The sequence below is a fragment of the Roseivirga ehrenbergii genome (assembly GCF_001593005.1).
Classification (GTDB): Bacteria; Bacteroidota; Bacteroidia; order Cytophagales; family Cyclobacteriaceae; genus Roseivirga; species Roseivirga ehrenbergii.
In genome coordinates, this window is the sequence record NZ_LQZQ01000006.1 from 62739 (window position 1) to 80072 (window position 17334).

10 protein-coding genes are annotated in these 17334 nt (G+C 40.1%); 4 read left to right on the plus strand and 6 right to left on the minus strand.

Going from position 1 to position 17334, the window contains the following annotated elements:
* Positions 1 to 136: 136 nt before the first annotated feature.
* Both MB14_RS06915 and MB14_RS06920 read right to left on the minus strand, forming a co-directional pair.
* Entirely contained in the window at positions 137 to 1267 is a 1131-nt protein-coding gene (locus MB14_RS06915) for a DmpA family aminopeptidase (RefSeq protein ID WP_062590828.1), read from the minus strand.
* Positions 1268 to 1293: 26 nt separating this feature from the next.
* Positions 1294 to 6624 (minus strand): T9SS type B sorting domain-containing protein, encoded by a 5331-nt coding sequence (locus MB14_RS06920; protein ID WP_062590830.1) that lies wholly within the window; start codon positions 6622 to 6624, stop codon positions 1294 to 1296.
* A 219-nt stretch (positions 6625 to 6843) separates the two neighbouring features.
* On the opposite strand from MB14_RS06920, the gene MB14_RS06925 reads away from it, so the two are divergent.
* Together MB14_RS06925 and MB14_RS06930 are read left to right on the plus strand one after the other, a co-directional pair.
* Positions 6844 to 7878: a PorP/SprF family type IX secretion system membrane protein gene (locus MB14_RS06925; RefSeq protein WP_062590832.1), complete on the plus strand. Its 1035-nt coding sequence runs from the start codon at positions 6844 to 6846 to the stop codon at positions 7876 to 7878.
* Between the two features lie 6 nt (positions 7879 to 7884).
* Positions 7885 to 9132 carry a M48 family metallopeptidase gene (locus MB14_RS06930; protein ID WP_062590834.1) on the plus strand — a complete coding sequence of 416 codons (1248 nt, stop codon included), beginning with the start codon at positions 7885 to 7887 and terminating at the stop codon, positions 9130 to 9132.
* A gap of 2 nt (positions 9133 to 9134) precedes the next feature.
* Here MB14_RS06930 and MB14_RS06935 read toward each other — a convergent pair whose 3' ends face one another.
* From MB14_RS06935 to MB14_RS06950, 4 genes are all read right to left on the minus strand, one after another.
* Positions 9135 to 10820, minus strand: coding sequence for a BamA/TamA family outer membrane protein (locus MB14_RS06935; RefSeq protein ID WP_062590836.1), 1686 nt, complete (start codon positions 10818 to 10820; stop codon positions 9135 to 9137).
* A gap of 357 nt (positions 10821 to 11177) precedes the next feature.
* Positions 11178 to 12212 (minus strand): NAD(P)H-dependent glycerol-3-phosphate dehydrogenase, encoded by a 1035-nt coding sequence (locus MB14_RS06940; RefSeq protein WP_246032642.1) that lies wholly within the window; start codon positions 12210 to 12212, stop codon positions 11178 to 11180.
* Positions 12205 to 13908, minus strand: coding sequence for a 1-acyl-sn-glycerol-3-phosphate acyltransferase (locus tag MB14_RS06945; protein ID WP_062590840.1), 1704 nt, complete (start codon positions 13906 to 13908; stop codon positions 12205 to 12207). The genes MB14_RS06940 and MB14_RS06945 overlap by 8 nt, the downstream gene beginning before the upstream one ends.
* A gap of 55 nt (positions 13909 to 13963) precedes the next feature.
* Positions 13964 to 15094, minus strand: coding sequence for an aminotransferase class I/II-fold pyridoxal phosphate-dependent enzyme (locus tag MB14_RS06950; protein WP_062590842.1), 1131 nt, complete (start codon positions 15092 to 15094; stop codon positions 13964 to 13966).
* Between the two features lie 97 nt (positions 15095 to 15191).
* Between MB14_RS06950 and MB14_RS06955 the strand changes: the two genes are divergently transcribed.
* Entirely contained in the window at positions 15192 to 16103 is a 912-nt protein-coding gene (locus tag MB14_RS06955; RefSeq protein ID WP_342775973.1) for a lipid A deacylase LpxR family protein, read from the plus strand.
* Positions 16104 to 16218: 115 nt separating this feature from the next.
* A complete protein-coding gene (locus MB14_RS06960; protein ID WP_062590889.1) occupies positions 16219 to 17193 on the plus strand; it encodes a polyprenyl synthetase family protein in 975 nt (324 codons plus the stop codon).
* The last annotated feature ends 141 nt before the right edge of the window (positions 17194 to 17334 follow it).

Sequence of the window (17334 nt, forward strand, 5' to 3'; positions counted from 1 at the left end):
TCTCAAAACAATATTATTTGGTTGAAAAATACTTATGAGAAGATGGTGAGTAAAAAGATAGAAGTATAAGACCTAGTATTAGCCTGAGGTTGGCTCGTTATTATACCATCATATAAAACAGTCGGAATCTTTTGGTTTACTTAATAACCCCATATTTCTGGAGTATGGGCATTACCTTTTCCATTGGTAATTGTTGAATTGTATGCCCATCTTTTCCTTTTGAGGTTTCGGCCATAAAAAGCGAATTAATAATGGCTTCTTCTGTCGCTTCTATTGTTGCCATGAAAATAGAGCTCATGTGGTCATTTCTTAGTACATCACCTGTGTCAAACTTATCTCTAGTTTGGTAAGGAATTCGCATGGATTCTGCGGTGGAGGCTGCTATAACGTAATCTCCACTGCCATTTGAGGCAATGCCGCCTGTTTTGGCCAAGCCCATCATGGCCCTTTTAGCTACACGTTCTAGTTGGCGAGCGTCTAATGGGGCATCGGTTAAGACTACAATCATACAAGAGCCATCGCTTTTTTTGATGGCACTTGAAAAGGGAAATTGTTCGAGTTCTTTTCCAACTGGTGCGCCATTGATGGTGAGTACCCCTCCAAAATTAGTTTGCACCAAAACACCTACGGTATATCCACCCAAGGATTCTGGTAATTTTCTAGACGAAGTGCCGATTCCCCCTTTAAAACCAAAAGCGACTGTGCCCGTTCCAGCGCCAACATTTCCTTCAGGAACGATGCCCGTTTTTGCATTTTCAATAGCGGCAATCACATCATTTTCAGAAACATGCATTCCTCGAATGTCATTTAAATAGCCGTCATTAGTTTCGCCTACTACCGCATTTACAGACTGGATGCTTTCATTTCCTTCTAAAGCCAATGTGTATTTTACGGTTCCCTGAATGCCCATGGGAACACTTAATGTGTTTGTAAGAATAATGGGGGTTTCTAGGTTTCCTAGTTCCTGCACCTGACTGATGCCGGCCAGTTTACCAAAGCCATTTCCAATGTAAATGGCGGCAGGCACTTTGTTTTGAAATATATTTCCTGAATGGGGTAAAATGGCGGTTACGCCAGTTCGAATACTATCACCTTTAATGAGTGTTTGATGACCAACTTTCACCCCCATTACATCCGTAATGGCATTTAGATTTCCCACTGCCATTACCCCAATTTCAATTCCGTAATCTCTTGCCCTTTTCTTTTCTTGAGCATTAGAAAAAGTAAAAAGAAATAGAAATGATAGGGTGAAAATGTAGCGTGTCATTCCCGAAAATAGCAATTATTTACGGACTAACGAACTACGGTTATCGCTCCTCTTTGTTCGAACTCACCTCTCTCTGGTTGGAATCTACTTCTGAATTTAATCACATAAGGATAGGTGCCTATTGGAACCAGCTGACCATTAAAAGTACCATTCCATTGGAACTCTAGTGCGCTACTTTGGTAAATCAATTCTCCCCAACGACTGTAAATGAAAATCTGGAAGTCGGAGACAAAACCGTTTGGAACCACTGAGAATACGTTGTTTGGTGGATTGCCCTCTGGTACAATTACGTTAGGAGCAAGTATGACAGGGTCACAACTTTCAATAATCTCCATTTGATCCACTCTTACACAACCAGTAGCTGTAGTCATGGTTACTTGGTAAATGCCTGGCGCAGCAATGACCAGGTCTTGGTCTGAATGGGCTAAAGGTTGTCCATCTAAAGTCCACTCATAAGTTTCAAAACCAATACCAGCTGTTACTGTAAGTACATTAGAAGAGGTTGAGCAATAGTATTCCAAGTCAGGTAAAAGCCCTTCTGGAATTACGCTTCTACGAATCAAAATACTTCTTTCAATTGAGCAACCGCTGTTGTCGCTAATAGTAACTGTATATGACCCTTCTTCATTTACTACCAACGGGTTGCCAGTTCCTGCAGCTTGACCATTACGAGTCCAAGTGAAGTTAGTGGCATTTCCAGATAGAACGTCTACAGTAAGTGTTATTGGTTGTCCGTCATCACAAGCTGGGCTTGAACTCAAAGTAGCCTCCAATTCTTCAGGGAAATCAATGGTTTCTGAGTATGTTCCAGTACAAGTTAAGTCACCCGCTTCTCTTACGGTTACATCATAAGTGCCATCAGCGCTTACTGTAATGCTTCTGGTGTTTTCGCCCGTAGACCAAGCAAAGTTGTAGGTAGCAGTCGGGTTCTCATTGTTGATTTGAGCCTCCAATACCAAGGTGCCGTCACAAACGTCTCCAATCTGAATAATTTCTACATCTGGCTGAACGGTGAGTGTTACAATAACCGATTCAGAAGTAGGGCAGGCTACGCCTGGTGCATCTGCAGTAACGGTATAGGTGCCAGACTCGGTTACGGTAATACTGGCTGTATTGCCTGCTGGTCCGCTGGGGCCAATCCATGTATAGTTTGTGCCATTATTCGAAGTTGCAGTCAGTGTTGTGCTTGGGCTTATATCGCACACTTCTGTAGTGCCAGAAATTTGCAGGTTTTGAACATCCGTTGGTTGGTTTACCACAATACCCGAAGCGGTAGCAGTACAACCCAAAGCTGTCGAGGTTACTTCAATACTGTAAGTGCCCCCTTCAAGACCTGAAATTACAAAGCCATTTGCCACAGCGTTTCCTGATAAAGGTGTAAATCCTGCTTCATCTCTTGTCAGTACATAGGAAACAGGGAAAACGCTAGCATCATCTAAAGTAATAGTAATACTTCCATCGGCAGTATCGCAGGTGGCATCAGCCGTTACCACGGGTTCAATAATATTGAAGTTGTTGTTCTGAATTTCAATGCCTGTGAGTTCATCTGTACAGTTTGTACTATTATCTGTTACATTAACAGAATAAATACCTCCGTCTAAACCCGTTACTGATACATCATTTGGTCCGTTTACCGAATTGCTTTGGGCTACTGTAGCGCCTGTGGCATTACTTACGGTATAGCTGTAATTTCCTGTTCCTGCGATATTGAATACAAATTCGCCATCAGGAGTTGGCCCTACTTGTGGGCAACTAGCATCTTGAGAACTCACTAATGACAAATTTGGTGATCCATTAATGGTAACTACAGTCGAATCATTGGCAAAACAGCCTGGTTCAATTGGGTCTTCAATGGAAACTACATAAGTGAATATACCTGGAACGCTACTATCGACCGTAGCAGTTCTTTGGTTAGGTAGTGTAGTTGTTGAATTGTCAGGGTTAATTCTTGTCCAGATGTAGTTGTTGGCGTTCACGTTTGGATCTAAGGTCAGCGACTCGCCTTCACAAAGATTGGCGGTTTCGGGTAATTCAATTTCGAAAGGAGGTGCAGCGTAAACTTCGGCACTGGAAACACAACCTCCGCCACCAACACTAGTAATGGTGATGGTATAAATTTCTTCTTCAGTCACCGAATAATACCTTGAGTTACTCACTACTGCGCCTTGACTGTTCGTCCATTCAAAACTTAAAGTCGGATCGTCAGGCTCTCCTCCCAAAGCATCTAAATCATGGCTAGAGCCTTCGCAAAGCACAACTGCAGTAGGTACGGCTGGCCTTGGTGGAATCTCGAATACATCAATGGTTTGAACGAATGTAGTATCGAAGCCACAGCGGTTAGAGATGTTCAACGAAATGTCAAACCTGCCCGCTTGTCCTTGAGGGAAAACATAGGCCGTATCTTGTCCAGAAGCACTAAATACAGTGGTGTTCGCATCGTCAATAATCGTCCATAAGAACTCGTCAATATCAGAGGTGCCAACTCCCGAAAGTTCTATTCTCTCTTCTACACAAGTACTGTCTGGAGCCGACATTGAAGGTTCCATTGGTGGGTTCACATTATTCTGAACAAAGTTAGGTAGCCCTAATCGCGAATTGCCTGTAGTTAATGGAACTTGCATTTGGTTGAAAGAAGAAACCGCAGCGGTGTCTTCATTCACATTAATGGAACCAATAAATGGAGTTCCTGCTGGGTTGCCAGGAATTTCCATGGCCACATACAATTGTCCATCAGGGCCAGTTTGAATGGCACCGTAGTTTACGGTAACAGTAGAACTGGTTGAAATATCGGTTTTAGAAGCCAGTCGCGTAACTTCAGTCGAGGCAGAGTCAATTCTGTATTCTAATATTCTGCCTCCTGGCGCTCCGCCATTGCGGTTGTTCATGGTAGCAAAAAGCTTGTCGCCTCCTGTTGAAAAGTGGACATCATAAACTTGGTCGTTTAGCGCTGGCCCACCTTCTCCTAAATCAATTTGATACAATAAATCAGTTACTTCTCCAGTATTGGCATCAAAACTGAAAAGCTCTACATAGTCTTCATTACCTTCAATCAAGGCAACAGCAATACGTAAACGATCACCTGAAAACTTCATTCCTGCTTGACCGCTTAAAGCATCGTTAATGCTGTGAACAGACCCAACGGAAGATAAGATTGGTTGCCCAATCCCTTGGTTTGTAATGGGGTATGCTCTAAAGGTATTTGTACCATACTCATGTGCCATTAACCAGTAACCACCAGCGCCTTCTAAGGCGATCAATTTTTCTGTGCTTCTGGTAAAGAGCACATTGTCTTTTGAAATTACTGCGCCTAATCCATTGTCTTCTTTGAGGTCAACAACAGAATATTTGAGCATATAGGTGTTGTCACCATGCACTTCTTCTGTAGTAAATACATAGAAGAGTGTTTCGTCATCTTCAAACGGAACAATGACCACAGCTTGAGTAGAGGTAGAATCCCCACCAATCTTAGTTCCGTTAGGCATTACGCCATTGTCGGCATTCCATACTGATGTTCCATTGGTATAGAATAGCACTTGGCCGTTCGCATCAGATATGGTGGAGGTACCTTCTGGTGCGTTCATGGCGTGTGCTGTTGTAATACTTCGCGGAGGCGGTGCCAGTCCATCCACTTCATTAAAATCTATTCCCGCGCCATTCCCAAAATACCAAATATTGGCCGTTGGGTTTTCGTCACCATATACTTTTACTTCAACCGTTTCGTAAATCGGGCAACCTGTTGTAGGGGTAATCACGACCCAGTAATTGCCAGCGTCTGTAACGTCAATAGAAGAGGTGGTTTCTCCTGTGTTCCATCGGTATTCAAATGGGCCGCCAGTTGCTCCGCCTTGCTGCCCTTGACCACCGCTCTGAGGTTCAGCGTCTAAGGTTAAGGTTTCTCCTTCACAAATAGTGGTGTCTTGAAGCGATACCTGAATGTCGTTTTCCATGATTTCACCCATAAGGGTATTGGACATGACTGTGCCAATGCCATCAAATTCCACGGTAAGAGTGGCCATGTACATTCCTGCTTGATCAAATGTAAAAATAGGGGCAATGGCATTTGAGGTAATTCCAAAAGGCTGAATATCCCAAGAATATGAAGTTGGAATGGCTGTTGATGGATCAATATTGACATAAAACTGAACAGGAGTGTTCATGCAATAATCTCCATCATCTGAAATAGTTACCGTTGGGCCAATAGCTGCCGGAGGCATAAACTGCTGGAAATAATCAGAGGCAGGGTCAAATTCGTCAAAAAGAGAAGGTTCGTAGTCTAATGCAGTAAGTGCGCTATCAGGTTGGTTAATTCTAGCCAATAACCTGGGGCCAGCTGCGGTTTCTTTATATATATGGTAGAGCGAACTGTCTGGTGCAAGCATTACACTTTGGCTCGCGCCTATTGGATTACTGAAAACGGGCTCTACTGAAGCCATAGGGTCAGATAAGTCAATTCTGTATAAGTTGCCAGAAGTTGAATTAGCTAAGTTTCTACTGAAGTAAAGTTTGGTTCCGTCATTCGACCAGCCAATAGAACCGGTTAAGGTTTGGTTCGGAACAAACGAGTTGGCTACCGAACGGTTGAACATCAGCTCTGGGGTGTCGCGGTTAAAATCTAAAATTTGAATGTTGACATTATTGCTTGGGCGAACTGCAATTTGGGTACCCATTGGGTTGAGTGATAAATGCGCAGCCTGAACATTGGCTGTTAATACTGTTGGTGCACCTTGTGGGTCGAATGGCTGACCTGCTACGGGTATTTCGTGGATTTCGAAGTTTCCGTTGGTGCTATTCTGAGTTACCAGCCAAAACTGAGTCATATCACCTGAAGCTACGGTAAGCATACCATCGCCTCGGCTAATAATTCCTGTGGGTTGGTTTTTACTACCTATTACAACTGCTCCTGCTGGAGGGCCATCTACTCGGTTTCCTTGCGAACTCATATCCACTAAAGTGTACAGAATTTCACCTGTTACATTACGGTGAAAAACGTAATAGCGTGATTCATTTCCCACACCTGGTACTGGGCTTAAAGCCAACGGTTGAATACCATTTGGGTCTGTGGTTAGGCCAGTTCCATTTTCCATAATGGCATGGGTGGCGTCATAAATATTGATTCCGTCTGAGTAAAATAATAGGTCTCCAGTAGTCGGGTCGGTGGCGGTTAGCTTTTCACCTGCATTGGTTTGAGCTATTTTTCCGTCTGCTATAAAAGATCTTGCGGCTTGTTCTTTACCAAAAATAAGGGCTTGGTCATTGTTGGAGAAATACCAATTATGACGTGTAAAGTTCTGAGCTTGTGTCAGTACCGAGAAAGTGATTCCTAATAAAAGGAGTAAAATGCGAGTTTTTCTTACCACGCTAAATGATGTCTAGTAATAAAACACTGGAGCTAAAATATAACCCTATTACGTGGTTAACGGAGTTTTTATTATATTCATCGCTCCTTAAAGTCAGCCCTAAGATAAGGGAATTCTCTTAGTAAGGTAAGCTTTGAGTGTTGGGTTTCGAGGAAAAAAAATAACTTTACGTTTCACAATAGTTTGAGGGTACTCAAGCGTTAAAGGTTAAAAGTTTAAATGCGCAAAACTTTATTTTTGTTGATTGCCATTTTGGGAATAGGATTGGGAGAAGTTAAAGCCCAGGATCCACAGTTCTCACAGTTCTATGCTGCACCCTTGTATATCAACCCTGCTTTTACTGGTGCTTCGGGGTTTACCCGATTGGGAATTAACTACCGAAACCAATGGCCATCGCTCGATGCCTCATTTGTAACCTTTTCATTTTATGCCGATCATTATTTGGAAAAATATAATAGTGGTGTAGGGTTTATTGTAACTACTGATCGTGAAGGTGTTGCTGGCTTGCAAAGCACAAATGCTGGGCTTACTTACGCTTATCAACTGAAAGTTTCTGATAATCTCGTTTTTCGTCCGGGTATTCAGGCCAATTATTTTATGCGGAATGCCAATTTCTCAGACCTTGTTTTCGCCAGTCAGATTAACCCAGTTACAGGCTTTGACCCTAACTTACCAGGCGACCCAAGTGTAACGGGCAGTAATTTGAATGTTAATTATTTAGACCTAGGAGTTGGGGGAATTCTTTATTCAAGAAATTTATTTTTGGGTGCTTCGGTTCAACATTTAACAGAACCAAATCAGTCGCTTTTAGATGGTGATAGCCCATTGAATCAGCGTGTTAGTATTCATGGAGGGTATAAAATTATGCTGAAGGAAGGAGCTCTAAGAAGAGACCTTACCTATACAAGAAAGGAAAGAAGCATTACTCCAATTTTTCAATACAAAACTCAAGGAGAATTTAGTCAGTTAGATGCCGGTTTCTTTTTACACTTAGAGCCAATCAATTTGGGTTTACAATACAGGGGATTGCCAATTAAAACTTTCGAGAACTTCCCTAATAATGAGGCGTTGATTTTCTCTTTTGGGGTTACTACCAGCGACTTTAATTTCGGCTATAGCTACGATTACACGCTCTCTGAATTGAGTAATGCGAGTGGAGGAGCTCATGAAATCTCCATATCTTACTTATTTCAATGGGGTAAACCTTTGAGGCTTCCGCGTGACCAGTGGAGCATTCCTTGCCCGAAAAACTAAATTAGCATGTCTTCGGTACAGCTACTATACCTGATTATAGGAATTGTTTTGGTTGATTATTTCTTTGATCAACTGCTCGATTTCCTCAATATGAAATCAGCTAAAAGTAAATTACCAAAGGAACTCAAAGGTATTTATCCCCCAGAAGAATACGCTAAATCACAACGATATTTCAAAGCCAGGTCGAAATTCTCATTTCTTACCACCGCGTTTAGTACAACACTTACTGTATTAATTATTGCTTTTGGGCTTTTCGGAGATTTGCATATTTGGCTTTCGGCTCATTTCACAAGCCCAATGTTGCATTCATTGGCCTTCTTTGGTGTTCTGTTTTTGGTTTCTGACATTATTAATATACCCTTTGAGCTATATTCTACTTTTGTGATTGAAGCAAAGTTTGGCTTCAATAAAACTTCCTTAAAAACATTTTGGGCAGATAAGCTAAAGGGCTATTTGTTGGTCGTTATTTTAGGTGGTGGTTTGGGCTATGTGTTGCTGTGGTTAATTTTTGAATGGCAAGAGCAATTCTGGATTTATGCACTTATCGTTATTACGACTTTCTCACTATTTATGAGTGTTTTCTATACATCACTCATTTTGCCTTTGTTCAATAAACTGACTCCTTTGGCCGAGGGCGAATTGAGAGATAAAATTAACGCCTATGCCGAACGCGTTAAATTTCCTTTAGACAATATTTTTGTAATTGATGGCTCTAAAAGGTCTAGTAAAGCGAATGCTTTTTTCTCTGGAATGGGGAAGAAAAAGAAAATTGTGCTTTACGACACGCTCATTGAAAAACAATCAGATGAAGAACTTGTGGCTGTTTTGGCGCATGAAGTAGGTCATTTTAAGAAGAAACATATTATGGTTGGCATGGCCATATCTGTAGTGCAAATGGCGGTTACATTATATATTTTATCTCTTCTTATTTTTAATGAAAGCCTTTCCATGGCCTTGGGTGCAGAAGACCTATCGGTTCATTTAAATCTTGTTGCATTTGCGTTGCTTTATACGCCAATTTCGAAACTCACAGGTATTTTAATGAACATGATTAGTAGGAAGAATGAATATGAAGCAGACGCTTATGCCTCCACAACCTACAATCCTGCGGCTTTACAATCAGCACTTAAAAAGCTATCGGTGGATAGCCTTAGTAACCTTACACCGCATCCTGCATATGTTTTTGTAAACTATTCACACCCAACACTTCTCCAGAGGTTGAAACATATGGATCAATTTAAAAAACTAGAATAGCTTTATCTGAAAATACTTGGAGATGGGCGTGTGATTAAGAAATCTGAAAAGTTAAACCCACTATTCCCAGATAGGCTCAGGTCTGTCATTGGTATTCCAACTGGGGCATCGGGGTAATAGGCCAAACGAATTTCAATGGCTTTAAAAGTAAGGTTGTCATTTCTAATCCTAAAGCCTAAACCTATTCCAGATTGAGCCTTTTCGCTAAAAATGCTTTTCTTACCATTGTTTACCATGCCAAGGTCGTAGAAACCAAAAACAGCTAATTTAAAGTCAGCGGCTTCAAATGGGGTAAAGCTTACCGTTTCAATATTAATTAAGAAACGTTGAGTTCCTCTCAGTGTATTACTTTTCAAACCCCTTATGCCATTTCCGTCTCTTATATCAATGTACTCGTTCGAAAATCGGTCGATGCCGTAGGTGTAATTTACATTTATAAATTGCCTGAATTTCCATCGGTTTAGATCAATTAATGAGCTGAAAAAGCGGAAATCAGCTTTGAATACACCTTGTTCAAAAACTTGGTTTTTCAGAAAGCTTTCTAACGAGAATCCTCCTAAAAAATAGCCTAGGTTGCCCATATATCCTCCTCGGCCGGCTTTCCCGCCAAGAAAATAGCGGTGACCAAATTCTGCCCATTCATAACCTCCTAGTAATTCAATTTGATAGCCATAAGGTATATCTTCAGTTCTTCCATAACCAAAAATGAGTTGATCCTTAAAGTATCTTCTTTGCGAAATTCCTACAGAGCCAATGGCTAAAGTTCTATTATGGAATGGTTGATTAAGTTCAGTGTCAACTTCTGGTCTGAGTGTAAATTTTATATTTGAAATTCTTCCCGAAACAATAAGCCTTGTCCTTTCATTTCGAATAGGGTCTTTTAAGTTGAGAGGGAAAGCCCTAGCCAGCCAAAAGTCTTGGTAGTCATAGCGTTGGTTAATTGTTTGAAAGTCATACTCTTCGTCTGAAATGATATTGGATAGTTCAGTAAAGCGAAGTCTTTGGTTCGTAAATTCAATACCACCTGCAAACTTAATTTTTGGTGAAATAAACTCACGCTGGAGTTTTACGCTGCTAAAATCTTGATTTACCGTATTGGCGTAATTGGCTTCAAACGAAATGAAAGAACGCTTAATGTTGGGCACTCGATAGCGTATCTGATAACTGTACCTTTGGTCTGAGCTATGGTCTACGGAAAAACGATTGTCTATTTCGTGCCCAGAACCAAAAATGTTTTTGTGGTTTACCCTTAAAACACCCGAGTCAAAATCGCGTGCTTCAATGTCAAAAGATAAGGCCAGAACGTCTTTCGTTATAATTTCAACATCAACAATTTCGGGGTTATCCTCTCTTGGTTTTAAGTAAATCCGAGCATCTTTAATGTAAGGCAGTTCACGGAGAATCCTTTCATTATCGGCTATAATTAGCGGGTCAACAATATCACCACTAGAAAAAAGCAGGTTGTTGAGAATTACCCTTTCTCTGGTGTTAAAGTTGACCGTATTACCGGTTTTTTGAATAAAGGATTTTGGCTTCTCCTCGGGTTTATCCATTCTAGTACCTAAAGCTTTGAGCTTAATAAGCTCAATGTTTCCGATGATTTTTCCATTATGACTTTTAAATGGATTTTCACTTATAGAAAACTGTGTGGTGTCGAGCTTGAAATCATCAGAAGGCAGCGAAAACAAAAGATTGAAAAGCTCTTTTGTTATTTTTCGGTTAGACCATTTACCTTGAAGGCGCTGATAGAAATTACCTCTTACTTTATAAAAAACAGTGTCCGGTAAAATTAAGACGGTGTCTTTATCGAAAGTATATCGGGCATCTTTTAAAATAATAGTTGTGTTTTTTGGTAAGGGAATAGTGTCATAATTTATTCTTTCCTGCTGTGCACAAAGTGAAAGACAAGACCATAAAGTCAGACAAAGAAAGATAATATGGTGTCTTTTAAGTTCGATAGTCTTCGGAGTTAGAATGCCTTTCTCTTAATATAGTTGAAAAAGGGAATTTGAAGAAATAGAAGAGGACTGTTTTTGGGGCGACTTTTAAAGAAAGTCGATATCGATATTTCCTGGATATTTCATAAGATAACTTAAGCCATCTTGAGGCTTCATTCCTTCATAAAGAATTTTATAAAGGGTGTCGGTAATCAAAGGTTTAATCCCTTGGGCATCTGCTAATTGCTTAATGATTTTAATCGTGTTTACACCTTCAGCGGTTTCCTCCATCTCGGCAATGGCTTCATCCATGCTTTTTCCTTGTGCCAATTTAAAACCAATAGTGTAGTTTCGGCTGGTTTGACTAGAAGCGGTGGCGACCAAGTCGCCAATACCTGCTAAACCAATGAATGACGATATTTCACCACCTAAGGCTTTTCCCAAGTATATCATTTCAACTAAGCCTCTACTGATCAATAACCCTTTGGCGTTATCGCCAAAACCTAAACCAGAGATGATGCCCGAAGCAATAGCAATTATGTTTTTAAGTACTCCACAAAGTTCGACTCCCTTCAAGTCTTGATTACCGTAAACTTGAAATTTTTCAGACCTCAGTAATCTTTTACCCTCATTAATTACCTCATTGAATGGCGAAGCAATTACAGTAGCTGCTGGGTGACCTAAAGCTAATTCTTTTGCCAAATTAGGGCCTGCCATGCAACCCACACGCACCACTACACTTTCTTCCCTTATTACCTCACTCATGGTTCTAATGCATGATCGATCCATTTTGAAATCGGTTGGCATTTCGTGAGGTAGAATTAAATCTAAGCCTTTGGTGCCATGAATGAGTACATGGTATGGATGTAGAAAAGGAGCAAACTGCCGCATCATATCCCTGAAATTAGCTGAAGGAACTACAGGGAATATCACATTGCATTTTTTAGCAACTTCTTCTAAACTATTTGTAACAGTTATGTTTTCGTGGAGGTGTTGTCCGTTCGAAATTCTGGTCGACTTAATTTTTTCGACTGTTTCAGCATTTCGGGCATATAATAACACCTTCGAATTCTTTGAAAGAATATTTGCTACAGCTGTTCCAAAACTGCCTGAACCAATAACCCCAACACATTCCTTAGACATATTTCTCAAGATTATAACCTACTAAACGGTTGTGATAGTAAAACAGCAAATTTAAATCTTGGGTATAAATATCCCCCTTCTTATTCTTTATCAGCGGACGCTTGGCGTGGTACATACCCACGTTGGCCAAACCGTGTGCAATAATTTTATCAGGATCTCCGGTAAGGTAAGGGGAAACACTAACTTCTCCCTTATTATACATTTCATGAACTCTTCTTAATACTGTCTGGAAAACAGCCTTAAACTCCTCATAAGGAATAATCTGGTCTTCTTCCGGAATTCTCAAGAAGTTATACAAATCCAGCTTATTGAATTTCTTTTGTAGCATTTCAAAGGCTACAAATGCCACCAAATGACTGGCGAAAACCTTATTGATTCGATGGAATTCTTCAACTATTCTATCACTCAACATTCGGGTATATTCATCTTCGCGTTGCTGGTCGTGCGAAATGATTTTTCCGTCTTTGGTAAAGTACTCTTGAGTATCTATTTGACGGCCACTTTTGTCATAACTGTTGCCATCTGTATCTACATAATTCCCCAGCACATCCAAACCTCTTCCGATGGACACTGATATGTCGGAACCTTTGGTAAAGAATTTAAGCAAGAAGGCAGAAATTTTATATGAGGTGGAATACTCATCGTTTTCTACATAGTAGCGCTCTTGTCCCTTTAGTCTTAAATATTCACGAATAAGAGAAGGAGCTTCAAGCACAAAATTGTAGTTTAAAGTTACTGGAACAATAAATATTTTGTGCAGACCGTCTCTTTTTCCCTTCTGATAGTTGACACGCTGTGCTTCAATAGCTGTACTTAAAAGACCAAGTTTCAATCTCTTTTCTATTTGTCCTGAGCGTGAACGGGTTCCGCCAGGGAAGAAAAGGCTATGGCAACCTTTCTGAATTGCAAGACTAGAATAACTCTTTAGGGTTTCTAAATAGAGTAGGTTTTTCTTTCTTCTGTCTACTTTATAGGCCCCAAGGCTTTCCATAAAGTAGGCAAATATTTTTATGTTGAAGAGGTTTAAACCAGCACCATAAATAAATGCAGGCAAGCCCAAAGCACTAATTACCCAGCCTATTAATATAGAATCAAGATTACTGAAATGTGTAGGAACCATAATGATTGTTCCTTTTTTGGCCAAGGTGCGCAATTCCTCTACTTCTCCAGTAATATGAATTTTATCTTGAAGCGAATATCGAGTACTGAAAATCGACCAAAAACCTCGGGCACGAGATGCGTTTAAAAGCCTAGCAAAACCAAAAGTAACAATGGAACGAGCCATTCTGTACCGCGACTTCTTAAAGTTTCCGGCAATCTCACTGGCGTAGCGCTCTATAATTTCTGAAAGAATGTCTTCTAAAGTCTCGTCAATGTCCTCCTTGTCGTCATTTGTTGAGATTTCAAGAAGTCTGTCTTTGATGGATTGAAGAAAGTCAGCTTCGTCTGGTGGGTCAACCGCCCAAGGATTTCTTTTTACCCTAAGCTTTTCCCTAAAAAGGGTTGTTTCTATTTCCTCAATTAGGCTTGAACGCTTTGGGGTAAGTTTTTTTATACGCTTAATACTTTCAGCGGTGACTTCCTTAATGAAAGCATCCCTGTTATTGCTTAAGCTCACGACCGGCCACTCGTCAATTCCTCCCGGAACCACCTGGTCGTACTTCTTCTTTACGTAGTCTTTGCCGATTGGCTTCATTCAGTTTTTAAAAACCCCAAAGATATGATAAAAATTCTTCCGCTAGCTTCCGCTGTTAACAAAGTAAGGAATTCAGCGCATGTGCCAAACCCAATACCTCATTTTTACTATTAAAACTATGTAAGCAGATTCTCAAGCGTTCTTCCCCTTCTTTTACCGTAGGCGAAAGAATTGGGCGAACATCGAATCCCATTTCTTGAAGTTGCTTTGACGTAGATTTTGCTTTTAAGTTGCCCGAAGTAATCACTACTTGCACAGCACTGGTAGATAAATAACGCGGAGGTCTTTGTGTTTCAAGTGTTTGGTTGAAGATGGAAATGTTTTCTTTTAAACGAATAGCCAAATCTGGGTGATGGGTTAAAAACTGGAAGGCTTGCTGTATTGATAAAAACTCAAAAGGAGAGGGCGCGGTAGTATATATAAATGGGCGTGAATAATTGATCATATAATCAATTACTGTTTGGTTTGAAGCTATGCAAGCACCGTGTATACCCATGGCTTTACCAAATGTGAAAATAACCGCATAAACTCGTTGGGTTAGTTCTAATTCAGCTACTAAGCCCGCTCCGTTTTTGCCGAATACCCCTGTGCTGTGTGCTTCGTCTACAATAAGTTTTGCATTGTATTTTTCTGAAAGTTCACAGAGTGCTTTTAGTGGAGCAAAGTCACCATCCATAGAGTAGACGGCTTCGCAAACGATATAAATTTCGCCTTCACTTAATTTTAATTTCCGCTCAAGATCGGCCAAGTCGTTATGCTTAAAAGGCATTGATTTGGCCAAACTCAATCGACTACCATCTTTAATACATGCATGTGAAAGCTCATCATATAGAATAGTATCGCCCCTTTGAGGAAGGCAAGAGAAAAAACCTAGGTTGGCTGTGTAGCCCGAGTTAAAAACTAGGCAGGCATCATATCCAAAAAGCTTGGCTAGTTCTGATTCCACCTCGGTGGCTAAGGCTGAATTTCCAGTCAAAAGCCTTGATCCGGTTGACCCATTTTTATCCGCTAGGTTTTCATAGCTGTTTAGAATTTGGTTTTTTAAACCTTCAGACCTCGCAAGACCTAAATAGTCGTTTGAGCTGAAGTCTATCAGTTTTTTATCTACTAATGACAAACTGCGTTTATTGCCCAGCAACGCTCGTTTACTTAGTTGTTCCTCAATTCTTGAATTCTTTTTATCCATTTGCCGATAATACGCTGGCTAAAATTATAAATAATTGAGACTTTAGCGCCTCAAATTAAATATCACTGCAATCAAGTCGGTTCTTATTTTTTTCTCACTGCTCTTTACGTTGCCAATTTTAGGGCAGGTAGACTATCGTAAATCTGAATTTTCGTTCACCACTGAAAATGATGTTTACTTACTGAACAGGGATGATGAGTACTATTCTAATGGGTTTCTTTTTCATTATAGGTATGTTCCCAAGAAACCAGATTCTTTAAACACAAAGGAAATTATAGATATAAGTCTTACGCATAAGTTTTATACGCCTGACGATTTGTTTTATAATGAAATCTCTGAATTGGATAGGCCATACGCAGGCTTGCTATATGCTGGAATTTCAAAGTCTATGTTCAAGAATGATAATTCACGATTTAAATATGGTTTGGAGTTAGGTACAACAGGCAAAGCCTCGGGAGCAGAAGCTTTGCAGAAGTGGTATCATAATGCCGTGGGTTTTAAGCAACCAAGAGGATGGCAACATCAAATTAGAACGGCTTTGGTTTTAAATGCCACTGCTGAATACAGTCGGCAGTTTAGTTTGGTGCCGAAAAGTATGGATTTCATTAGTTCATCATCAGCATCGTTAGGAACAGGTCATACGAACATTGCCCAGAATTTCGATTTTAGGATGGGTATATTGAATGTTTTGAACAAGTCGCCATTTGCAAATGCCATGATTGGTGAAAATAGCCAAGACCTTGAGCGGGTAGGTTATGTAGTTTTTGGTTACGGAGTGTCCTATATTTTTCATGACATTACTGCTTCGGGTAGTTTATTCAATAATAAAAGTCCGCATACTGAAAGGCAGATGCCTTGGGTGAGTACTTTTAGGGTGGGTTGGGCTACTGGTAATGAAAAAGCGACATTTAAAATTATGTTTCATTGGTTGAGTAAAGATGTACAAACAGCAAAAAATGACGCTTATATTTCTTTCGTTTTTGATTTTAGACTAAAAAACAAGGACTAAGAATAAGTTCAGCGTAAAATTTTTAAACAAAAGGCTTCTACTTTTCTTATCAAATAAAACTGCCCTCACTTTGCCGTTGAAGCATTACCTGTTAATATTGTGGCATTCTACTGATATGGCGTTAAAGCTTTCCGAAATACAGGCCCCCATTGCTAGTGAAATGACTGAGTTCGAACAGAAATTCAGGTCATTCATGAAGAGTAAAGTATTTCTGCTCGACCAAATCATGAGTTACATTGTAAAGCGCAAGGGCAAGCAAATGAGGCCTATGTTTGTGTTTTTGGCAGCAGGGGTAACAGGCAAAATATCAGACAGAACTTATAGAGGCGCCTCTCTAATAGAATTACTTCACACCGCCACTCTGGTTCACGATGATGTGGTAGACGACTCAAATTACAGAAGAGACTTCTTTTCAATCAATGCACTTTGGAAGAATAAAATAGCTGTTTTAGTAGGTGATTATTTGCTTTCGCGTGGTTTACTGCTTTCCGTAGATAATGAAGATTTCGATTTTCTAAAAATTGTTTCCCGAGCTGTGCGCGAAATGAGTGAAGGTGAATTGCTTCAAATGGCCAAAGCCAGGAACTTAGATATTACCGAGGATATCTATTATGATGTAATTCGTCAGAAAACCGCTTCGCTTATTGCCTCATGCTGCGCTGTTGGTGCTACCGCCTCCAATGCTTCTCAAGAAGACATAGAAAAAATGCGAGAATTTGGTTTAAAAGTCGGAATGGCTTTTCAAATCAAAGATGACCTTTTTGACTACGGTACTGAAGAAGTGGGTAAGCCCCTAGGTATTGATATTAAGGAGCAAAAAATGACTTTGCCGCTGATTTATTCTTTACAAAATGCCAGCAGCAGCACCAAACGAAGAATAATCCGAACCGTAAAAAGTAAAGGAGATCATTCAAAAAAGGTGAATGAAGTAGTTGCTTTTGTAAGAGAAACGGGCGGAATTGAATATGCCCAGAAAGTAATGAATCAGTATTACCAAGAGGCAATACAAATTCTGGAAACATTTGAGCCAAGTGTTTACAGAGATTCTCTTTCTCAGTTAGTTACCTACACAATAGAGCGATCTAAATAAAAAAACAACGCCATATTTTGAGATATGGCGCTGTTCAGTTAGTTAGTAGTAAATTTGTTTTTTGCTATAGCCCAATAGTAAAATCACGCTATGGCAGATGCTAAAATAACAACCTGTCGGAGAAAAGACCTTATATAAAAG

Excerpts from the sequence above, each read along its gene's own strand:
- MB14_RS06925 (WP_062590832.1), top strand. The coding sequence starts at position 6,844 with ATGCGCAAAACTTTATTTTTGTTGATTGCCATTTTGGGAATAGGATTG.
- MB14_RS06930 (WP_062590834.1), top strand. The coding sequence starts at position 7,885 with ATGTCTTCGGTACAGCTACTATACCTGATTATAGGAATTGTTTTGGTT.
- MB14_RS06945 (WP_062590840.1), bottom strand. The coding sequence starts at position 13,908 with ATGAAGCCAATCGGCAAAGACTACGTAAAGAAGAAGTACGACCAGGTG.
- MB14_RS06940 (WP_246032642.1), bottom strand. The coding sequence starts at position 12,212 with ATGTCTAAGGAATGTGTTGGGGTTATTGGTTCAGGCAGTTTTGGAACA.
- MB14_RS06915 (WP_062590828.1), bottom strand. The coding sequence starts at position 1,267 with ATGACACGCTACATTTTCACCCTATCATTTCTATTTCTTTTTACTTTT.
- MB14_RS06950 (WP_062590842.1), bottom strand. The coding sequence starts at position 15,094 with ATGGATAAAAAGAATTCAAGAATTGAGGAACAACTAAGTAAACGAGCG.
- MB14_RS06960 (WP_062590889.1), top strand. The coding sequence starts at position 16,219 with ATGGCGTTAAAGCTTTCCGAAATACAGGCCCCCATTGCTAGTGAAATG.